Source organism: Acetobacter garciniae (assembly GCF_017377735.1).
Lineage (GTDB): Bacteria > Pseudomonadota > Alphaproteobacteria > Acetobacterales > Acetobacteraceae > Acetobacter > Acetobacter garciniae.
The window spans coordinates 814,336-832,936 of record NZ_JAFVMH010000002.1; the positions used below are offsets into that span (position 1 = coordinate 814,336).

Here is an 18,601-nt window from a genome sequence, read left to right on the forward strand (position 1 = left end):
AGTCGGGGCTGACGCGGCGGGCGGTGCCGCAGTTGATGACTGGCAGCCCCTGCGGCGGTTCACGCGCGCGCGGATCGGGCTTGGGCGCAGCGGCAATGCGCTGAAAACGCCCGATGTGCTGGCGTTTCAGGCAGCCCATGCCCAGGCGCGCGATGCGGTGCACACGCCGCTGGACGTGCAGGCCATGGCAGGCCAGGCCAATGCGCTGGCGGGGGTCTTGCCATGCTTGTGCGTGTGCAGCCGGGCGGGCGACCGCGCCACTTACCTCAGGCGGCCGGACCTGGGGCGCAGGCTGTCGGACGAATCCCTGTCTGTCCTGCAAAAGGGGGCGTGGGATGTCGTGTTCGTAGCGGCGGACGGGTTGTCGTCCATTGCCACACAGCACAACGCCGTGCCCTTGTTCGAGGCCATGCGCGCCCGGCTGGCGGGCTGGCGCATCGCCCCGCTGGTCATTGCCACACAGGCCCGCGTGGCCCTGGGCGACGACATTGCCCAGGCACTGGGTGCGGCCATGGTGGTTGTCATGATCGGTGAACGCCCGGGGCTGAGTGTTGCCGACAGCCTGGGTGTCTACCTGACATACGCACCTTATGTCGGCTGCCCCGATTCGGCACGGAACTGCCTGTCCAATATCCACCCGCACGGCCTGCCGGTGCCGGTGGCGGCCGACAAGCTCGCCTGGCTCATGCGTGAGGCCCGCCAGCTCAGGCTTACGGGCGTGGGGCTGAAGGACGCGGCCCCAGCCAGCGCTACTCTTGAAGGCCCGGCCACCCCCTGACGGGCGGCAGCTTTTCCACCGCCTTGGCCCCCGGAGCGGCTCTCCACGCGGTTCGCCGGGTGGGGCAGTGAACGTATTGAACGTCAGGCGGATGGCTTGGCGGGTCTTTTCGCCCCCGGGTGCCTGTTGGCGCGCAGGGGCATGGTTTCGTCGTCAAAACATGTTTGCGCGTCGGTCTGAATAAAATGGCCCTGTGTTGCAGGCGGGGGTGGCCTGCCCGTGGCACAGGGCACGCAACGCGCTGCCGGCATCGGGGCGTGCCCCCCTTTTGCCATAGGTTCCGTGCGGTATTTTAAGGAATGCCGCGTGTTCTCACGCACTGGTTTTGGCGTGTCCGTTCCATACATGAAGATTGTCTGTTTTATACACGCCGCCGCGCAGATTGTGTCGCATAGGTTGAGGTATGGTTACGCAGCATGTGGGATGAACATGCAAAAATTTTCAGCATTTTCTCTAGTCCGTCAGGCTCTTGGAGCAAACCAGGGGTGGAAACCGCAATGGCGGTCCGTCAAGCCGAAGGCTGCCTACGATATCATTATCGTAGGCGGTGGTGGCCACGGGCTGGGTGCGGCCTATTACCTGGCCAAGCAGCATGGTCTGCGCAACATCGCCGTGGTGGAGCGGGGCTGGCTTGCAGGCGGTAATACCGCGCGCAACACCACCATCATCCGTTCGAACTACCTGTTCGACGAAAGCTCCAGCTATTACGAGCATTCGCTCAAGCTGTGGGAAGGGCTGTCGCAGGAACTGAACTACAACGTCATGTTCAGCCAGCGCGGATGCCTGATGATCGCGCACACCGTGCATGACGTGCAGGTGTTCAAGCGCCACGTGCATGCCAACCGGCTGAACGGCATCGACAACGAATGGCTGACCCCGCAGGAAGTCAAGGAATTCTGTCCGCCGCTGAACATCTCGCCCAATATCCGCTACCCCATCATGGGTGGTTCGTTGCAGCGGCGTGCGGGCACCGCCCGGCATGACGCCGTGGCCTGGGGCTTTGCCCGCGCGGCCAGCGACATGGGCGTGGACATTATCGAGAACTGCGAGGTCATCGGCATCAACCGTGCGCCCACGGGCGAGGTCACGGGGGTCGAGACCACACTGGGCACGATCAAGGCCAAGAAGGTCGCTGTTTCCGCCGCCGGGCACAGTTCCGTGGTGCTGGGCATGGCGGGTATCCGCCTGCCGCTGCAAAGCAACCCGCTCCAGGCGCTGGTGTCCGAACCGGTCAAGCCGGCGTTCCCCACCATTGTCATGTCCAACACCATTCACGCCTATATCAGCCAGTCCGACAAGGGCGAGATGGTCATTGGCGCGGGCACGGACAGCTATGTGTCCTACACCCAGCGTGGCGGGCTGCATATTCCGGCCCACACGCTCGAAGCCATCAACGAACTGTGCCCCATGTTCCGCCGCCTGCGCATGATGCGTTCGTGGGGCGGAATCACCGATAACACGCCCGATCGCTCGCCCATTACGGCCAAGACATCCGTGCCAGGCCTGTATGTGAACTGCGGCTGGGGCACGGGCGGGTTCAAGGCGACGCCGGGGGCCGCCAACCTGTTCGCCTGGACCATCGCCAAGAACGAGCCGCATCCCATCAACGCGCCGTTCACCATCGAGCGCTTCCGTGAAGGTGCGCTGATCGACGAAGCAGCGGCTGCTGCGGTTGCCCATTAAGCGGGGTTTTACATGCTCTTGATCAAATGCCCCTATTGCGGGGAGCGCGCGGAAGTCGAATTCGCAAACGGGGGGGAGGCGCATATCGCCCGCCCCGCCGACCCCTCCACCCTGAGTGACGAGGAATGGGCGCAGTATCTGTATATGCGTGACAACCCCAAGGGGCTGATTGCCGAACGCTGGCGGCATGCGCATGGCTGCGGGCGTTTTTTCAACGCCATTCGCGACACGCGGACCGACCGTTTTGTCACGACCTATGAAATGGGCCAGCCAAGGCCGGTTGTAACGCCTGAACAGGCGGCGGAGGCAGCGCGATGACACAGACATGCCGTATCCCCGGCCGTGGGCGGGTCGATGTTTCCAAGTCCGTCACATTCACGTTCGACGGCCGTTCCTATTCGGGTTACGCGGGTGACACGCTGGCCTCAGCCCTACTGGCGCATGGTCGCCACCTCATGGGCCGGTCCTACAAGTACCACCGCCCGCGCGGCCCGATTTCCGCCGGGTCGGATGAACCCAACGCGCTGGTTGGCGTAGGGGCCGGTCCTGCGCTGCATACGCCCAACATGCGCGCAACGCAGATCGAAATCCATCAGGGTCTTGTGGCTGTCAGCCAGAACCGCGCGCCCTGCCTGGAATTCGACCTGGGTGCGGTCAACAACCTGTTCTCCCCCTTGCTGGGGGCGGGCTTCTACTACAAGACCTTCATGTGGCCCAAGGGGTTCTGGGACAAGGTCTATGAACCCATCATCCGCCACGCGGCCGGTCTGGGTGTGTCTGCGACCGAGCCCGACCCTGATCACTATGCCTTCCGGTACGAACATTGCGACGTGCTGGTGGCCGGTGGCGGCCCCGCGGGGCTGAGTGCGGCCCTTGCGGCCGGGCGCACCGGTGCGCGGGTGATCCTGGTCGATGAAACGGCGGAATTCGGCGGCTCCCTGCTGTCCGACCGGCGCGTGCTGATCGATGGCAAGACCGGGCCCGACTGGGTTGCGGACGTGCTGGCCGAACTGGCCACCCTGCCGAATGTGCGGGTCATGAACCGCTGCACCGCCTTCAATTACGGCCCCCATAACATGGTGGCCCTGTGCCAGCGCCTGACCGACCACCTGATGATCGGCGCCCCCGGCCGCCCGCGTGAGCGGCTGTGGCAGGTCCGTGCGAAGGAAGTGGTGCTGGCCCAGGGTGCGCTGGAACGCCCCATGGTGTTCGAAGGCAATGACCGTCCCGGCGTCATGCTGGCCAGTGCGGCGCGCACCTATCTGAACCGCTATGGCGTGCTGTGCGGCCGCAAGGTCGTGATCATGGCGGCCAATGACAGCGCGTATCGCGTCGCCCTCGACCTGCTGGATGCCGGGGCCCGCGTTGTCGCCGTGGCCGATGTGCGGCCCGTGGTCGAAAGCGAACTGGCGCGCCAGTGCCAGCAGATGGGGATCAAGGTCTATCCGTCCTCGGTCATCCAGCGCGTGCATGGTGGCCAGCGTGTCGATGGTGTCGAGCTTGCTCCCGTCCTGCCGGGCGGGGATGTCGGGCGTGGCCGCCATGTGTCCGCCGACCTGGTGCTGATGGCGGGCGGGTATACGCCCAGCGTGCACCTGTTCTCGCAATCGCGCGGGAAGCTGCGGTTCGATGACCGGGTGGGAGCCTACGTGCCCGGCGAATCCGCCGAGCGCGAACGCTCCGCCGGTGCGTGCCGGGGTGTCTACCAGCTTGAGGACGTTCTGGCCGATGGTGTGCAGGCTGGCCTGGCGGCCGCTGCAGCGAGCACCGGCCAGAAGGGCGAGGCCCCGCAATGGAGCGTTAGCGGGCAGGACAAGGCCGATGTGGCGGGCTTCGCCGGGGCGCTGCCGCGCCGTGGCAAGGACCTGCACAGCATGTCCTTCGTCGATTTCCAGCATGACGTGACCGCCAAGGACATCCGCCTGGCCGTGCGTGAGGGCTTCCGCTCCATCGAGCATATCAAGCGCTACACCACGACCGGCATGGCCACCGACCAGGGCAAGCTGTCCAACGTGAACGCGCTGGGCATTGCCGCCTATGCGCTGGGTGCGCCGGTCGAACAGGTGGGGCTGACGACGTTCCGCCCGCCCTTCACCCCGGTGACATTCGGCACGTTCTCCGGCCATGCGCGCGGCGACCTGTTCGATCCCGACCGCCGCACCTCGATCGACGCCTGGGCGCGCGACCAGGGCGCCGTGTTCGAGGATGTCTCGCTCTGGCGGCGTGCGCGCTACTTCCCCCGCAATGGGGAGGATATGGAGGCCGCAGTCCGGCGTGAATGCCTGGCCATGCGGGCGGGGGTGGGTATTTTCGATGCCTCGACCCTGGGCAAGATCGAGGTCGTGGGCCCCGATGCCGCGACCTTCATGAACCGGATGTACGTCAACGCCTGGACCAAGCTTGGCGTGGGCCGCTGCCGCTATGGCCTGCTGTGCCGCGAAAACGGCTTTGTCTACGATGACGGCGTTGTGGGCCGTATCGCCGATGACCGCTTCCACGTCACGACCACGACCGGTGGGGCTTCGGGCGTGCTGGCCATGATGGAGGATTACCTCCAGACCGAATGGCCCGATCTGGACGTGTGGCTGACCTCGACCTCCGAACAGTGGTCTGTCATTGCCGTGCAGGGCCCCAAGGCGCGCGAAGTGCTGGCACCCCTGGTGGACGGGCCGGATATTTCGGCCCAGGCCATGCCGCATATGAGCGTGGTGGAAGGGACGATCCAGGGGGCGCCGATGCGGCTGTTCCGTGTCAGCTTCTCGGGCGAGCTGGGGTTCGAGGTCAACGTGCCCGCGACCGAGGGCCGCCGGATCTGGGATGCCATCTGGGCGGCCGGGCAACCTTTCGGCATGACGCCCTACGGCACCGAGACCATGCATGTGCTGCGCGCGGAAAAAGGCTACATCATCGTCGGCCAGGAAACGGACGGCACCGCCACACCGGACGATGTCGGCTGCGGCTGGGCGATCGGCAAGGCCAAGAAGGACTTTGTGGGCAAGCGCTCCTTCGCCCTTCCTGCCTTGCAGGCTCCCGACCGGCTCCAGCTTGTGGGCCTGCTGACACAGGCCCCCGATATCGTGCTGGAAGAAGGCGCGCAACTGGTGGGCGACCCGCAGGAACCCATACCCATGCACAAGCTGGGTCATGTCACGTCGTCCTATTTCAGCGCGACACTGGGGCGTTCCATTGCATTGGGCATGGTTTCCGGCGGCAGGGCCCGCAAGGGGGAAGTGCTTTACGTGCCGATGGAAGATCGCGTCATTCCCGTAAAGTTGGTTGATCCCGTCTTTTATGACGCGGAAGGAGTGCGTCTGAATGGCTGAAAGCAATATGGCCACGCTGGCCGGGTTCTCGATGCAGGGCGGTCCCGCCCTGGCCCGCTGGACGTTCCAGGGGCGCGAGGCCGCACAGGCCGCGGCGTGCAAGGCGGTGGGCTGTGCGGTGCCCGAACTGTTGCGCGCCGTGACACAGGATGGTGTCAGCGCGCTGCGCCTTGGCCCGTATGAAATCCTGTTCCTGGTCGAACCCGAAGCCCGCGCCAGGGCCGAAGCCGCCTGGACCAAGGCCCTGGCAGGTATTCCGTGCAGCCTGGTGGAGGTTTCGGCCCGCCAGGACTCGCTGGTGCTGGGCGGGGATCGGCTGGAGGATATCCTGCCCTGCCTGAGCCCGCTGGACTTCGCGCTTGAGGCATTTCCCATCGGCATGGCCACGCGCACGCTGCTGGACAAGGCCGATGGCGTGATCTGGCGCAAGGGTGAGCAGGACTTCCATGTCGAAGTCTGGAGATCGTTCCTGCCCTATGCCGCCAGCATGTTGAAAAACGCCGCACACGATACACAGTTTTAAGAAAATGACCGCCCTGCCTGCTGGCGGGGCGGTTGACATGGACACCGAGCCGGAAAAGGCTTGGCTGCCAGTGTCCGCAGGCGGCGGTGTGTTCAGTTTTTTCCAGTTCGGATAAAAAACCATGGTCAGCCTGTTTGATCTGTTCAAGATCGGTGTGGGGCCGTCTTCGTCCCATACCGTCGGTCCCATGCGCGCGGCGGGGGATTTTGCAGCCTCGCTGGCGGGGCTGGGCGATGTCGAGACGGTGCGTGTCGTGCTGTACGGCTCCCTTGCGTGGACAGGCAAGGGCCATGCAACGGACCGGGCCGTGCTGCTTGGCCTGTCGGGCATGCGGCCCGACACGGTGGACCCCGCCCAGGCCGATGCGTGCGTGGCGCGCATTACGGATGAACACCGCCTGTGCCTGAACGGGACCGATATCGCATTCGACCCTGCGCGCGATATCGTATTCGATTACGAAACGCCGGCCCCGTTCCACCCCAACACCATGCAGTTCGAAGCCTACGGCCCCGGCGGCACCTCCGCCGATGCGTTGCTGAGCCGCCAGCGCCTGTGCTCGGTGGGTGGCGGGTTTGTCGTGCCCGAGGAACAGCTTGCCCATCAGGTCGCCCCGGAAGAACCGCAGGTGCCCTTCGTCTTTACATCGGGCCGCGCACTTCTGGACCTGACACGCAGGACCGGGCTGAGCATTGCCGAGATCGTCCTGGCCAATGAAAGTGCGCTGCGCCCCGTGGCGGAGGTAAACGCCTATATCGCACGGATTATCGATGTGATGATGCGTGCGGTCGATCGCGGCATGGAGCAGGAAGGCGTGCTGCCCGGCCGCCTGGCGGTGAAGCGGCGCGCGCCGGGCCTGCACCGCAGGCTGGAGGCGGACCGTTTTCGCAACCTGCGCACCGCGCACGAAATCATGGATTGGGTCAGCCTGTTCGCCATTGCGGTGAACGAGGAAAATGCCGCAGGCGGTCGCCTGGTCACGGCCCCCACCAATGGGGCCGCAGGCGTGCTGCCCGCCGTACTGCGCTATTACCGCACCTTCTGCCCCGATGCGACGGCCGAAGGGGAACGGCGCTTTATCCTGACCGCCACCGCCATTGGCGGGCTGTTCAAGCGCAATGCCTCCATTTCCGGTGCCGAGGTGGGCTGCCAGGGCGAAGTCGGAGTCGCATGCTCCATGGCGGCCGCGGGCCTGGCGGCCGCATTGGGGGGCGGGCCGGAGCAGATCGAAAACGCCGCCGAGATCGGCATGGAGCATCACCTGGGCATGACCTGCGACCCGGTTGGCGGGCTGGTGCAGATTCCCTGCATCGAACGCAACGCCTTTGGCGCGGTCAAGGCCATCAACGCCGCGTCTCTGGCCATGCGCGGCGACGGGTCGCACCATGTCTCGCTCGACCAGGTGATCGCCACCATGAAGGAAACCGGGGCGGATATGAGCAGTCGCTACAAGGAAACCTCCCAGGGTGGGCTGGCCGTCTGTTTTCCCGAGTGCTGAGGGCGACAAAAAAGTCCGGCTCAGGAAGGTTTATGTCGTAATTCCGCAAATTATCGCTCAGTGTTTGGTACAGTATCAAAACAACGGCAGGCAGGTGCAGGCCGACTGGCGAAGGTTTGAAAACATGACCGCAGATCAGGATAAATCCATAAAAAGCCTTGTTGAACAGCGCATTCCGGGCAAGTCGCTGGATGCCGCGTTCTATACCAGCGACGATATTTTCAAGCTGGATATGCGCGAAATTTTCGGCAGGCACTGGATTTTCGTCGCCGTCGAACCTGAAGTCGCCGAACCGGGTGACGCGCTTGTGGTCAATGTCGGGCTGTCCTCGGTCATTCTCGTGCGTGACGACAATGGCGATATCCGGGCGTTCCACAATGTCTGCCGCCATCGGGGCGCGCGCATGATCCCCGAAGGGGCGACGATGATCGGCAACATCGTCTGTCCGTACCATTCCTGGACCTACGGGCTGGATGGCAAGCTCAAGTTCTATGAACATATGGGGGCGGAATTCAAGCCCGGCTGCAACAGTCTCAAGCCCGTGGCGCTCCGCTCCATCGGCGGCCTGCTGTTCATCTGCCTGTCGGACAACCCGCCGACCGATATCGACGACATGGCCCGCGTCATGGAGCCCTATCTGGCCCCCCACAACCTGCGTGAAGCCCGGATCGCCCACCAGGCCGACCTGATCGAGGAAGGGAACTGGAAGCTCACCATGGAGAACAACCGCGAGTGCTATCACTGCGGGCCCAACCATCCCGAGCTGACCATTCCCCTGTTCGCCTACGGGTTCGGCTTTTCGCCCACGGAACTGGACGAACAGGGCCGTGCCGAAGCCCAGCGCTATACCGACCTGGTCGATGCGTCCTGTTCGCGGTGGGAAGGGGCGGGCGTTCCCTCGCGTGAGGTGGACGAGCTGACCGGCCGCCCCACCGGCTTTCGTACCCAGCGCCTGCCGATCGACCAGAGTGGCGAAAGCTACACCATGGACACGCGCGCGGCGTGCCGCATTCCCGTGGGCGCGGTGCAGGACAAGGCCCTGGGTGCGCTGTCCTTCTGGACGCAGCCCAATTCGTGGCACCATTTCATGGGCGATCACATCATCACCTTCACGGCCCTGCCGCTCAGCGCCAATCGCACGCTGGTGCGTACCACATGGCTGGTCCACAAGGACGCGGTGGAAGGGGTCGATTACGATCTCGAACGGCTGACGGAAGTCTGGAAGGCCACCAACCAGCAGGATGCCGACCTGGTCGCCATCGCCCAGCAGGGTGCGGAAGATCCGGCCTACGAACCCGGCTTCTATTCGCCCTACACCGAAGGACTGGTTGAGAAATTTGCCGCCTGGTACATCGAGCGGCTGAAGGACTCCCTTGCATGACGGACAAGTTCCCCGCCCCCCTGGATGCGCCGGTATGGAACCCCGAAACTGACGAGGTCCTGCACTGCCGCGCGGTTATCCAGGAAACGCACGATGTCAGGACCTTCGTGTTCACGGCCCCCGAACCCAGGCGCTTCCTGTTCCGGCCGGGCCAGTTCCTGACATTCGTGCTGCCTGTGGGGGGTGAGGACATCAACCGCTGCTACACGGTCTCGTCCTCCCCGTCGCGGCCGTATAGTGTGGCCATTACGGTCAAGCGCGTGCCCGGCGGGGTCATTTCCAACTGGCTGCACGACACCATGCGTGAAGGCATGGATGTGCGCGCCCTTGGCCCCATGGGCGATTTTTCGTGCGACCTTTCGCCCGCCCGCAAGTTCCTGTTTTTGTCGGCGGGCAGCGGCATTACGCCCATGATGTCCATGTCCCGCTTCCTGCTCGATACGCAAAGCGGGCGAGATATCGCCTTCGTGCATAGTGCGCGCAGCCCGGCGGACCTGATCTTCCGCACCGAACTGGCGGCCATGGAGCAGGCTTCCGGCCTGTTCCGCACGACCTATGTCTGCGAAGGCGACGCGCCGTTTGAAAAATGGCCCGGTCATAAAGGGCGTTTGAATATTGCCGTACTCGGGCAGGCGACCCCCGACTTCATGGAGCGCGAGGTGTATGTCTGCGGCCCCGCACCCTATATGCAGGCCGTAAAGGCCATGCTGGCCGATGCCGGGTTCGACATGCGCCGCTACCATGAGGAAAGCTTCGATTTCGGCACGCTGCTCGAACAGGAGCCCGAGGTGGCGGAGGTCACGCAGGAGCTTGAGGACGCGGCGTATACCATTAGCTTCACCAAGAGCCGGCGTGAAATCGCCTGTCCTTCGGGCACACCCGTGCTGGCCGCGGCAAGGGCTGCGGGCATGCGCCTGCCCGCGTCCTGTGCCAAGGGCATGTGCGGCACCTGCAAGTGCAAGCTGGTCTCGGGCGAGGTGGACATGCAGCACCAGGGCGGGATCCGCCAGCGCGAGATCGACCAGGGTTTCATTCTGCTGTGCTGTTCGCGGCCGTTGAGCGACCTTGTGGTAGAGCGCTAGGCCATGGGGCGCGACCTGCATCTGGCCAGTCTCAAGCGTTTTGGCTTCCTCACGCTTGAGAACTATTCCATGATCGCCGTCAGCAATGCGGTGGAAGGCCTGCGCATGGCCAACCAGCTTGGTCAGGCGCATGCCTATACATGGGATATCCTGACGCTGGATGGGGAACCCGCGCGCGCCAGCAACGGCCTTTGCCTGCATCCTACGCTCAAGGCCGCGGCCCAGCGCTACGATATCATTTTCGTCTGCGGCGGGCTGAACGTGCGCGCCTCCACCTCCGAGGCGCTGCGCAGCTTCCTGCGTGCGCAGGCGCGCGACAATGTCTCGCTCGGTGCGCTGTGCACGGGCACGTTCGCCCTGGCCGATGCGGGGCTGCTGCGCGGGTATCGCTGCGCCATCCATTGGGAAAACCTTTCCAGCATTCAGGAAGAATTCCCAGAAATCGATGTTTCGGGCGACATGTTCGTGATCGATCGCAACCGGCTGACCTGCACGGGCGGGTCCGTGCCGCTGGACCTGGTGCTCAAGATTGTCGAGGCGCGTTTCGGCATGGCGCTGGCCCGCGCGGTGGCCGCCCAGTTCATTCTCGAACGCAACCGCCTGGGTGAGGAAAGCCAGCCCGCGACAAACCTTGCGGGCATGCCGCTGGCCCTGCGCAAGGCCGTGCGCATGATCGAAACCCAGATGGACCGCCCGCTCAAGGTTTCCACCCTGGCCCGCGAACTGGGTTTTTCCACCCGCCATCTCGAACGGATCTTTCGCAGCCACACCAACACGACCCCCGCGGGCTACCTGGCCGCCGCCCGGCTGGAAAAGGCACGGCGGCTGCTCCAGCAGACCTGCCTGCCGGTGACCGATGTCGCCATGGCCTGCGGCTTTACCTCCTCGGCGCATTTCAGCACGGCCTATCGCGGGCGGTACGGCTACCCCCCGCGTGAAGAGCGGCGGCAGATGGGCCAGGCGACTATCCAGTCCTGAAGGAAACAGGGAACATGACCAGCAGTGCGGACGTTCTTCTGCGTCCTTTGCGTATCAAGAACCTGGTGATCCGCAACCGGATCATGAGCACCAGCCACGCGCCGGGCTATGCGGAAGGCGGCATGCCCAAGGACCGCTACCAGCTTTATCATGCCGAAAAGGCCAAGGGCGGGATCGGGCTGACCATGTTCGGGGGCTCGTCCTCGGTGGATTGCGACAGCCCGGCCACGCCGTGGAGCCAGATCGCCGTCTCCGACGATGCCATCATCCCCTATTTCCGGCAGTTCTCGGACCGGGTGCATGCCCATGGCGCCAAGCTGATGATCCAGTTGACCCATATGGGCCGCCGCACCCGCTGGGATACGGATGCCTGGCTGCCGGTCGTGGCCCCTTCGGTCATGCGCGAACCCGCTTCGCGCTCGGTCCCCAAGGAACTGGAGATCGAGGATATCCGCCGCATTGTCCGCTCCTTCGCGGATGCCGCCCGCCGCTGCAAGGAAGGCGGGCTGGACGGGCTGGAACTGTCGGGCGCACATGGGCACCTGCTCGACCAGTTCTGGAGCCCGTCGGTCAACCACCGGACCGACGCCTATGGCGGATCGCTCGAGAACCGCATGCGTTTCGGGATCGAGGCATTCACCGCCGTGCGCGAAGCGGTGGGGGATGATTATGTGGTCGGTATCCGCATGTCGGGGGATGAACTGCTCAAGAACGGCGTCACGCATGAGGATGCCGTGGCGATCGCCACCGAATATGCGCGGCGCGGGCTGATCGATTTCGTCAACGTGCTGGGCGGCCAGGCGCGGGATGATATGTCCCACGCCATCAGCCTGCCCAACATGTCCTTTCCCGTCGCCCCGTTCCTGCACCTGGCCAGCGGCATCCGGCGTGAGGTGGATATTCCCGTCTTCCACGCCCAGCGGATCATGGACCTGGCGACAGCAGCGCGCGCCGTGGCCGAAGGGCATGTGGACATGGTCGCCATGACCCGCGCCCATATTGCCGACCCGCATATTGCCAACAAGCTGGCCGCGGGGCGTGAGGACGATATCCGCCAGTGCGTAGGGGCGGGCTACTGCATCGACCGCATTTATGTCGGTGGCGATGCACTTTGCCTGCAAAATGCCGCCACCGGGCGCGAGCAGACCATGCCGCATGACGTGCCCCCCGCCCAGACGAAGCGGCGGGTCGTGGTGGTGGGGGCGGGCGTTGCCGGGCTGGAGGCCGCGCGTGTCTGCGCCCTGCGCGGGCATGAGGTCATACTGCTTGAAAAGGCGGACCGCACGGGCGGGCAGGTCAACATCGCCGCCAAGGCCGGCTGGCGTGAAGCCCTGTCGGGCATCGTGCGCTGGCTGGATGGGCAGGTGCGCAAGCTCGGCGTGGATCTACGCCTGAACACCCAGGCCGATGCCGCCATGGTCACGGCGCTGGCCCCCGATATCGTGGTGGTGGCCACGGGCGGCAAGGCCAATCCGGGCGACTGGCCGGGCCATGACCTGACCTGTACCGCGCGTGACGTGCTGGAAGGCAATGCCTCGCCCGAAGGCAGCGTGCTGCTTTATGATGAAATGGGCCAGCACAATGCCGCCTCGGTCGCTGAACTTCTGGCAACACGGGGCTGCCAGGTCGAAATGGTAACCGCCGATCGCCTGATCGCCCAGGATGTCGGCACCACCAACCAGCCCGTGCATCTGCGCGAGCTTTATCGCCTTGGTGTCATTCTCACCCCCAATCTGGAACTTTGCGAACTCTACCGCGAGGAAAACCGCGTGGTGGCCGTCCTGCGCAACACCATGACCGGAGAGGAGGAAGAACGCCTGATCGACAACGTGGTGGTGGAATGCGGCAACCTTCCGCTCGAAGCCGTGTATTTCGATCTCAAGCCCGCCTCCGTCAACCATGGGGTGACGGACCTGCCATCGCTTCTCGCAGGCAGGCCGCAACCCGGCCTGGCGGAAAAACCGGCGGGTGCTTATGCGCTGTTCCGCATCGGGGATGCGGTGGCCGGGCGGAACATCCATGCCGCCATTTATGACGCCTTGCGGCTGTGCAAGGATTTTTAAGGCATGATCGGTATTGCCGCGGGGCTGGTATGGCTGCTGTGCTGCGCTGCGGTGCTGGCGGCAAGCCGCTATGTCACGCGCTGGCGGCAGGGGCGTGCAACCCGCATTGACTGGCGCGCCGGGCTTGCGGCCCTGCCACGGCGTTACCTGCATGACGTGCATGACGTGGTGGAACGGCGGCCCGGCACCGGGCGCATGCATGCGCTGACGGCGGGCGGGTTGCTGGCAAGCCTCGGGCTGGTCCTGCTCACCTCCCTGCCATTCATGCGCGCAAGCCGCATCGTCTGGGCCGGTATCGCATTCTTCGCGGTTCTGGGGCTGGTCGGGTCCGTTCTGGTGTGGCTGCGGCGCTGGCCGCGCAAGCCGGGCTGGCTTTCAGGCGGGGCGTTCTACGCCCTTGCCCCGGCACTGGCGTGCTGCACAGGCGGGCTGAGCCTGCTGGCTACGTGGTCGGCCGTTTACGGACCGGAGCAGGTCGGGGAGGTTATCTGGGTGGGGCGCGCCCTTATGGCCCTGGGCGGGGCCGGGCTTGTCTGGCTGCTGGCAGCAGGCCCCATGAAACACGCTTTCGCGGGGTCCACCTGGCTTGTCGCACATACGCGACCCGGCCGGTTCGGCGGCGGGCGTGATACCGCGCTGCGCCCGCTCGACCTGAACGCCCCCGTGCTGGGCAGCATCAGCCCTGCGGATTTTTCGTGGAATGTCCTGGCCAGTTTCGATGCCTGCATCCAGTGCGGCCGGTGCGAGCAGGCTTGCCCCGCTTTTGCCGCAGGCCAGCGCCTGAACCCCAAGGCATTGGTGCAGGGGCTGGTCCATGCCATGGGCGAGGCATCCCCCTATACGGGATCGCCCGCGCCACTGGCCCCTGCCGTCAGCGGTGCGTGCGGGATGCATCACCCCATTGTCGGGGTCGATGCATCCATCCATCCCGACACGCTGTGGGCCTGCACCACCTGCCGCGCCTGCGTGCAGGAATGCCCGATGATGATCGAGCATGTCGATGCCATTGTCGATATGCGCCGGGGCCAGACGCTCATGCACGGGGCCGTACGCCCGGGTGCGGCCAAGGCGCTGCGGACCCTGCGCGACAAGGGCAACCTGGCCGGTCGCCCCCCTGCCGAACGGGCGGACAGCCTGGCCATGCTGGACGTGCCAATTCTGGCGGAAGGGGATGAAACCGATATCCTGCTCTGGCTGGGGGATGGGGCGTTCGAGCGGCGCTACGGGCAGAGCCTGCAAGCCCTGGTGAAGTTGATGCAGCGCGCGGGCCTGCGCTTTGCCATTCTGGGCGAGGCGGAAACCGATTGCGGCGATCTGGCCCGCCGTCTGGGGGATGAGGCGACATTCCAGGTGCTGGCGCAGGATGTGCTGGCAACGCTGGCCCGCCGCCGCTTCAGCCGTATCGTCACGGCCGATCCGCATGCCTTTCATGCTTTGGCCAATGAATATCCCGCACTGGGCGGGCGTTGGCGCGTGCAGCACCATACGACCCTGCTGGACGAACTGGTGCAGGCTGGGCAGTTGCGGCTCACCCCGCGTGCGACGGGCCCGGTGGCCTGGCACGACCCTTGCTACCTGGCTCGCTATAATGGCCAGGTGGAAGCCCCCCGTCGCCTGCTCAAGGCCGCGTGCCAGAATGTGGTGGAAATGGAACGTCACGGCCTGCGCGCCATGTGCTGCGGCGGCGGCGGCGGTAACCCGGTCAGCGATGTGGATGCGCAGGAGCGTATTCCCGACCTGCGCATGGCCCAGGCGCGCGATGTGGGTGCGGCACTTGTGGCGGTTGGCTGCCCCGGCTGTACGGCCATGCTCGAAGGTGTCGTGGGCGAACGGCCCGAAGTGCGTGATATCGCCGAACTGGTGCTCGATGCGGTGGTGGCGGCATGACACAGCGCACGCGCAGGAACCCGTTTGAAGACCGCGCCCGCCGACGTATCGCAGGGTCTGGCCGTCCGCGCTTCACGCTTCGGCCCATGGCGGCGGTGGCCGAGGTGCAGCGGCGCCGCAATCCGCGTGCCGAACTGGCGCGGATCACGGTTGAAGGCCCAGCTGGGCGGCCCCGCCTTGTGCGCGGCGGGCAGGGGGGCTCGACTGCTCTACGGTCCCCGGCACAACGCGTGGCCCAGCGGATCAGAGTCGAAACACCGGCCATGCTGGTGCTGGCCGTCCCCGATCTGGCGGAAGGACGGCTGTCGCGGTTCGACCGGCAGATACTTGGTGCCGCACGGCTGATCGCCGATACCGCGCAAGGCGGTGTTTGCGTGCTGTGCCCGCCGGGCCTGGACGAGCAGGCCCAGACCATGCTGGGCGACGCCGGGGCCGACCGGCTTTGCATCCTGCCCACCGACCCGGCCGACCCCGAACGCTTTGCCAGCGATATCGTGGCCTGGGTGAAGCAGAGTGGTGCGGCCCATCTGCTCCTGCCCGAAAGCCCCGATGGCGCCGATCTGGCCCGCCGCGTGGTGGCCGAGGGCGCTTTCGATTTCCTGGGGGGTATCCAGGCGTTTTCAACCCGCAATGTCATTGCCCCCTGCCGGGCCAGCCGCCGCGAACGGGTGCTGACGACCCTGCCCATCGTCATGACGCTGGAAGAAGACAGGGCAGCCCCTTACGCAGGCGTGGCCCACGATATCTGCCAGGTCGACCATGTGGCCGATACCGGGGCCGTCGGGCGTGTCAGGCTTGGGGCCGCCATGGCTGCGGACCCGGCCAGCCTGCCACTGGCCGAAGCGCCCTTTGTGGCTGCGGCGGGGAATGGTGTTACCGATTTCACGGCCTTTGCCGCCATGGTGCGGGCCCTGGGTGCCACGCCGGGGGCCAGCCGCGTGGTGTGCGATGCAGGGCTGATGCCGCGCGCCACACAGGTTGGCGCGTCCGGCACGGTGCTGGATGCGGTTTGCTACCTGGCCATGGGCATTTCGGGCGCCCCCCAGCATTTGCAGGGGATCGGGCGGGTGGAACATATTGTCGCGGTCAATACCGACCTGCACGCAGCCATGATCGGCCGGGCGGGGCTGGCCATTATTGCCGATGCGCAGGAGGTCATGCCCGCTTTGACAGACCTTCTGAACCAGAAAGGCTCGAACGCATGAAGGTCGCGGTCGCGCTTTCCGCCGGAGTGGACCCGATTTCCGGCCGGGCTGCACCGGTTCCGTCCGAAATCCATGCCATCGGCCTGGCCCATCAGATCTGCGAAAGCGTGATCGGCGTGCATGTCAGCGTGCATGCGGGGGCCGATACCACCGTCCTGCGCGATTACGCGGCTTACGGTCTGAACCAGATAATCGTGCTGGAAGGGGCGGATGTCTGCGCCACCTTGTCGGCCTGGCTGCATGCCCATCCCGATATCGCGGTGCTGCTGACCGGCCAGCAGGCCTGCGGTGGGCAGGATAGCGGGCTGGTGCCCTTTCTGGTCGCACGCAGGCTTGGCTGGGCCATGGTGTCCGATGTAGCACAGGTGCTCCAAGCCTCGGCCGGGGATCGGACGCTGGATGTGCTTCAGGCCCGGCCGCGTGGCGTGCGCAGGCCGGCGGCCCTGCCCATGCCCTGCGTGCTGGGGGCCAGTGCCCGCACGGGCCCCGTGCCCGATGCCGTCTATGCGCAGGCGCGGGCCACCCCGATCGTGCGCGAACTGGCCGCGACCGAGGCCGGGCACGGTCACGAAGCGGGGGGGGAGGAACGCCCATGGCGTGCGCGCCCCAAACTGTTATCGGGGCAGCCCCAGGGGGCAGCTCCGGCGGGGGGAGGGAGCGGCAAGGTGCTTGTCGGCCCGCCCGCGGCGCAGGCCGCCCGCGAAATTGTCGATTATCTGCGCGCCATAGGGCTGGACCTGTAGGCCGGCCCGGCGGACGCATTACGTATAGGAAAAGGGACGAGGGAATGGACGTCAGAGCAGCGGTAGCATTTGAGGCAGGGAAGCCGTTGGAGATTGAGACGGTGCAGCTTGAAGGCCCGCGTGGGAGCGAGGTTCTTGTTGAGATCAAGGCGACGGGCCTTTGCCACACGGACAAGTATACGCTCTCGGGCGCGGACCCTGAGGGGCTGTTTCCTGCCATTCTGGGGCATGAAGGGGCGGGTGTGGTTGTCGAGGTGGGGCCGGATGTGCGGCACCTCAAGCCCGGCGATCATGTGATTCCGCTGTATACGCCCGAGTGCCGGGAGTGCAAATCGTGCCTGTCGCGCAAGACGAACCTGTGCACGGCCATCCGTGCCACGCAGGGCAAGGGGCTGATGCCCGACGGCACGTCGCGCTTTTCGTTCAAGGGCCAGCCGATCCACCATTACATGGGCTGTTCGACCTTTGCGAACTACACGGTGCTGCCCGAAATTGCGCTGGCCAAGATCCGGCCCGACGCGCCGTTCGACAAGGTGTGCTACATCGGCTGCGGCGTGACGACGGGGATCGGTGCGGTGCTGTTCACCGCGAAGGTCGAACCTGGTTCGACGGTGGTGGTGTTCGGCCTTGGCGGGATCGGCCTGAACGTGATCCAGGGTGCCAGGATGGTTGGGGCCGACAAGATCATCGGCGTGGACATCAACCCCGGGCGTGAGGCGATGGCGCGGCAGTTCGGGATGACGGATTTCGTGAACCCGCGCGACCTTGGCCCGAACGGGGATATCGTGGGCCATCTTGTGGAACTGACCGGAGGTGGCGCGGACTACACGTTCGAATGCGTGGGCAACCCGACGCTGATGCGCCAGGCGCTGGAATGCGCGCATCGCGGCTGGGGTGTCTCGACGATCATCGGTGTTGCCTCTGCGGGGCAGGAGATCAGCACGCGTCCGTTCCAGCTGGTGACGGGTCGGCGCTGGATCGGCTCTGCCTTCGGTGGGGCGCGGGGCCGGACGGATGTTCCCAAGATTGTGGACTGGTATATGGAGAACCGGATCAACATCGATGACCTGATCACGCACACGCTGCCGCTGGAGCGGATCAATGAAGGGTTCGACATGATGGCGCGCGGGGAGAGCATTCGCACCGTCGTCGAATACTGACCCCACCACCCCGGCCCCCCGGCACAGGGGGCCGGGTGCGTGAAGCCCGGCCCGGTCCCGCCCGTCCCTACAGCAGGGCGAGCACCGTATCCGCCGGGCGGCAGGCCTTAAGGCGGGGCGCCTGCCCCTGGCCGCGCGCCATTCTGTTCCCGGCCTGCATGTTGCGGAGTGTTCCTGAAAATAAACGTCGCGTAGCCGTAACAGCCAAGCCGCGGGTCTGCGGTATGACAAGAAAGACTGTTCCGAAAAAAATTGTTTCTGCCCTGCCAGGAGAACGGACATTGGATAAGCCGGTAGATG

The 18,601-nt window shown here is 65.4% G+C and carries 13 protein-coding genes and 1 pseudogene; all 14 read left to right on the forward strand.

What is annotated here, in order from left to right; translation table 11 throughout:
- Positions 1–34: 34 nt before the first annotated feature.
- A pseudogene (eutC, locus tag J2D77_RS07555) lies at positions 35–778 on the forward strand (ethanolamine ammonia-lyase subunit EutC); the annotation flags it as partial.
- A 429-nt stretch (positions 779–1,207) separates the two neighbouring features.
- On the forward strand, positions 1,208–2,461 hold the full coding sequence (locus J2D77_RS07560; RefSeq protein ID WP_207845614.1) for a sarcosine oxidase subunit beta family protein: 1,254 nt from the start codon (positions 1,208–1,210) through the stop codon (positions 2,459–2,461).
- 12 nt (positions 2,462–2,473) lie between these two features.
- Positions 2,474–2,779 carry a sarcosine oxidase subunit delta gene (locus J2D77_RS07565; protein ID WP_207845615.1) on the forward strand — a complete coding sequence of 102 codons (306 nt, stop codon included), beginning with the start codon at positions 2,474–2,476 and terminating at the stop codon, positions 2,777–2,779.
- Positions 2,776–5,784, forward strand: coding sequence for a sarcosine oxidase subunit alpha family protein (locus tag J2D77_RS07570; RefSeq protein WP_207845616.1), 3,009 nt, complete (start codon positions 2,776–2,778; stop codon positions 5,782–5,784). Before J2D77_RS07565 ends, J2D77_RS07570 begins: the two co-directional genes overlap by 4 nt.
- Entirely contained in the window at positions 5,777–6,307 is a 531-nt protein-coding gene (locus J2D77_RS07575; protein ID WP_207845617.1) for a sarcosine oxidase subunit gamma, read from the forward strand. The genes J2D77_RS07570 and J2D77_RS07575 overlap by 8 nt, the downstream gene beginning before the upstream one ends.
- A 121-nt stretch (positions 6,308–6,428) precedes the next feature.
- Positions 6,429–7,802 carry an L-serine ammonia-lyase gene (locus J2D77_RS07580; protein WP_207845618.1) on the forward strand — a complete coding sequence of 458 codons (1,374 nt, stop codon included), beginning with the start codon at positions 6,429–6,431 and terminating at the stop codon, positions 7,800–7,802.
- A 124-nt stretch (positions 7,803–7,926) separates the two neighbouring features.
- Positions 7,927–9,183 carry an aromatic ring-hydroxylating oxygenase subunit alpha gene (locus J2D77_RS07585; protein ID WP_207845619.1) on the forward strand — a complete coding sequence of 419 codons (1,257 nt, stop codon included), beginning with the start codon at positions 7,927–7,929 and terminating at the stop codon, positions 9,181–9,183.
- Positions 9,180–10,265, forward strand: a complete 1,086-nt coding sequence (locus J2D77_RS07590) for a hybrid-cluster NAD(P)-dependent oxidoreductase (protein WP_207845620.1) — start codon at positions 9,180–9,182, stop codon at positions 10,263–10,265. Before J2D77_RS07585 ends, J2D77_RS07590 begins: the two co-directional genes overlap by 4 nt.
- Positions 10,266–10,268: 3 nt before the next feature.
- Complete coding sequence (locus J2D77_RS07595) at positions 10,269–11,243, forward strand: GlxA family transcriptional regulator (RefSeq protein WP_207845621.1); 975 nt, start codon at positions 10,269–10,271, stop codon at positions 11,241–11,243.
- Between the two features lie 14 nt (positions 11,244–11,257).
- Positions 11,258–13,306 (forward strand): NADH:flavin oxidoreductase, encoded by a 2,049-nt coding sequence (locus J2D77_RS07600; protein ID WP_207845622.1) that lies wholly within the window; start codon positions 11,258–11,260, stop codon positions 13,304–13,306.
- Positions 13,307–13,309: 3 nt separating this feature from the next.
- Positions 13,310–15,193, forward strand: a complete 1,884-nt coding sequence (locus tag J2D77_RS07605; protein WP_207845623.1) for a DUF3483 domain-containing protein — start codon at positions 13,310–13,312, stop codon at positions 15,191–15,193.
- Positions 15,190–16,398 (forward strand): electron transfer flavoprotein subunit alpha/FixB family protein, encoded by a 1,209-nt coding sequence (locus J2D77_RS07610; protein WP_207845624.1) that lies wholly within the window; start codon positions 15,190–15,192, stop codon positions 16,396–16,398. The genes J2D77_RS07605 and J2D77_RS07610 overlap by 4 nt, the downstream gene beginning before the upstream one ends.
- The gene (locus J2D77_RS07615; RefSeq protein WP_207845625.1) at positions 16,395–17,141 is read left to right on the forward strand and encodes an adenine nucleotide alpha hydrolase family protein; all 747 of its coding nucleotides are present in this window, start codon (positions 16,395–16,397) and stop codon (positions 17,139–17,141) included. Before J2D77_RS07610 ends, J2D77_RS07615 begins: the two co-directional genes overlap by 4 nt.
- A 44-nt stretch (positions 17,142–17,185) precedes the next feature.
- Positions 17,186–18,301, forward strand: coding sequence for an S-(hydroxymethyl)glutathione dehydrogenase/class III alcohol dehydrogenase (locus J2D77_RS07620; protein WP_207845602.1), 1,116 nt, complete (start codon positions 17,186–17,188; stop codon positions 18,299–18,301).
- Positions 18,302–18,601: the final 300 nt, after the last annotated feature.

Coding starts and splice junctions, on each gene's coding strand:
- J2D77_RS07570 (WP_207845616.1), top strand. CDS start 2,776: ATGACACAGACATGCCGTATCCCCGGCCGTGGGCGGGTCGATGTTTCC.
- J2D77_RS07595 (WP_207845621.1), top strand. CDS start 10,269: ATGGGGCGCGACCTGCATCTGGCCAGTCTCAAGCGTTTTGGCTTCCTC.
- J2D77_RS07610 (WP_207845624.1), top strand. CDS start 15,190: ATGACACAGCGCACGCGCAGGAACCCGTTTGAAGACCGCGCCCGCCGA.
- J2D77_RS07565 (WP_207845615.1), top strand. CDS start 2,474: ATGCTCTTGATCAAATGCCCCTATTGCGGGGAGCGCGCGGAAGTCGAA.
- J2D77_RS07585 (WP_207845619.1), top strand. CDS start 7,927: ATGACCGCAGATCAGGATAAATCCATAAAAAGCCTTGTTGAACAGCGC.
- J2D77_RS07605 (WP_207845623.1), top strand. CDS start 13,310: ATGATCGGTATTGCCGCGGGGCTGGTATGGCTGCTGTGCTGCGCTGCG.
- J2D77_RS07615 (WP_207845625.1), top strand. CDS start 16,395: ATGAAGGTCGCGGTCGCGCTTTCCGCCGGAGTGGACCCGATTTCCGGC.
- J2D77_RS07560 (WP_207845614.1), top strand. CDS start 1,208: ATGCAAAAATTTTCAGCATTTTCTCTAGTCCGTCAGGCTCTTGGAGCA.
- J2D77_RS07600 (WP_207845622.1), top strand. CDS start 11,258: ATGACCAGCAGTGCGGACGTTCTTCTGCGTCCTTTGCGTATCAAGAAC.
- J2D77_RS07580 (WP_207845618.1), top strand. CDS start 6,429: ATGGTCAGCCTGTTTGATCTGTTCAAGATCGGTGTGGGGCCGTCTTCG.
- J2D77_RS07620 (WP_207845602.1), top strand. CDS start 17,186: ATGGACGTCAGAGCAGCGGTAGCATTTGAGGCAGGGAAGCCGTTGGAG.
- J2D77_RS07575 (WP_207845617.1), top strand. CDS start 5,777: ATGGCTGAAAGCAATATGGCCACGCTGGCCGGGTTCTCGATGCAGGGC.
- J2D77_RS07590 (WP_207845620.1), top strand. CDS start 9,180: ATGACGGACAAGTTCCCCGCCCCCCTGGATGCGCCGGTATGGAACCCC.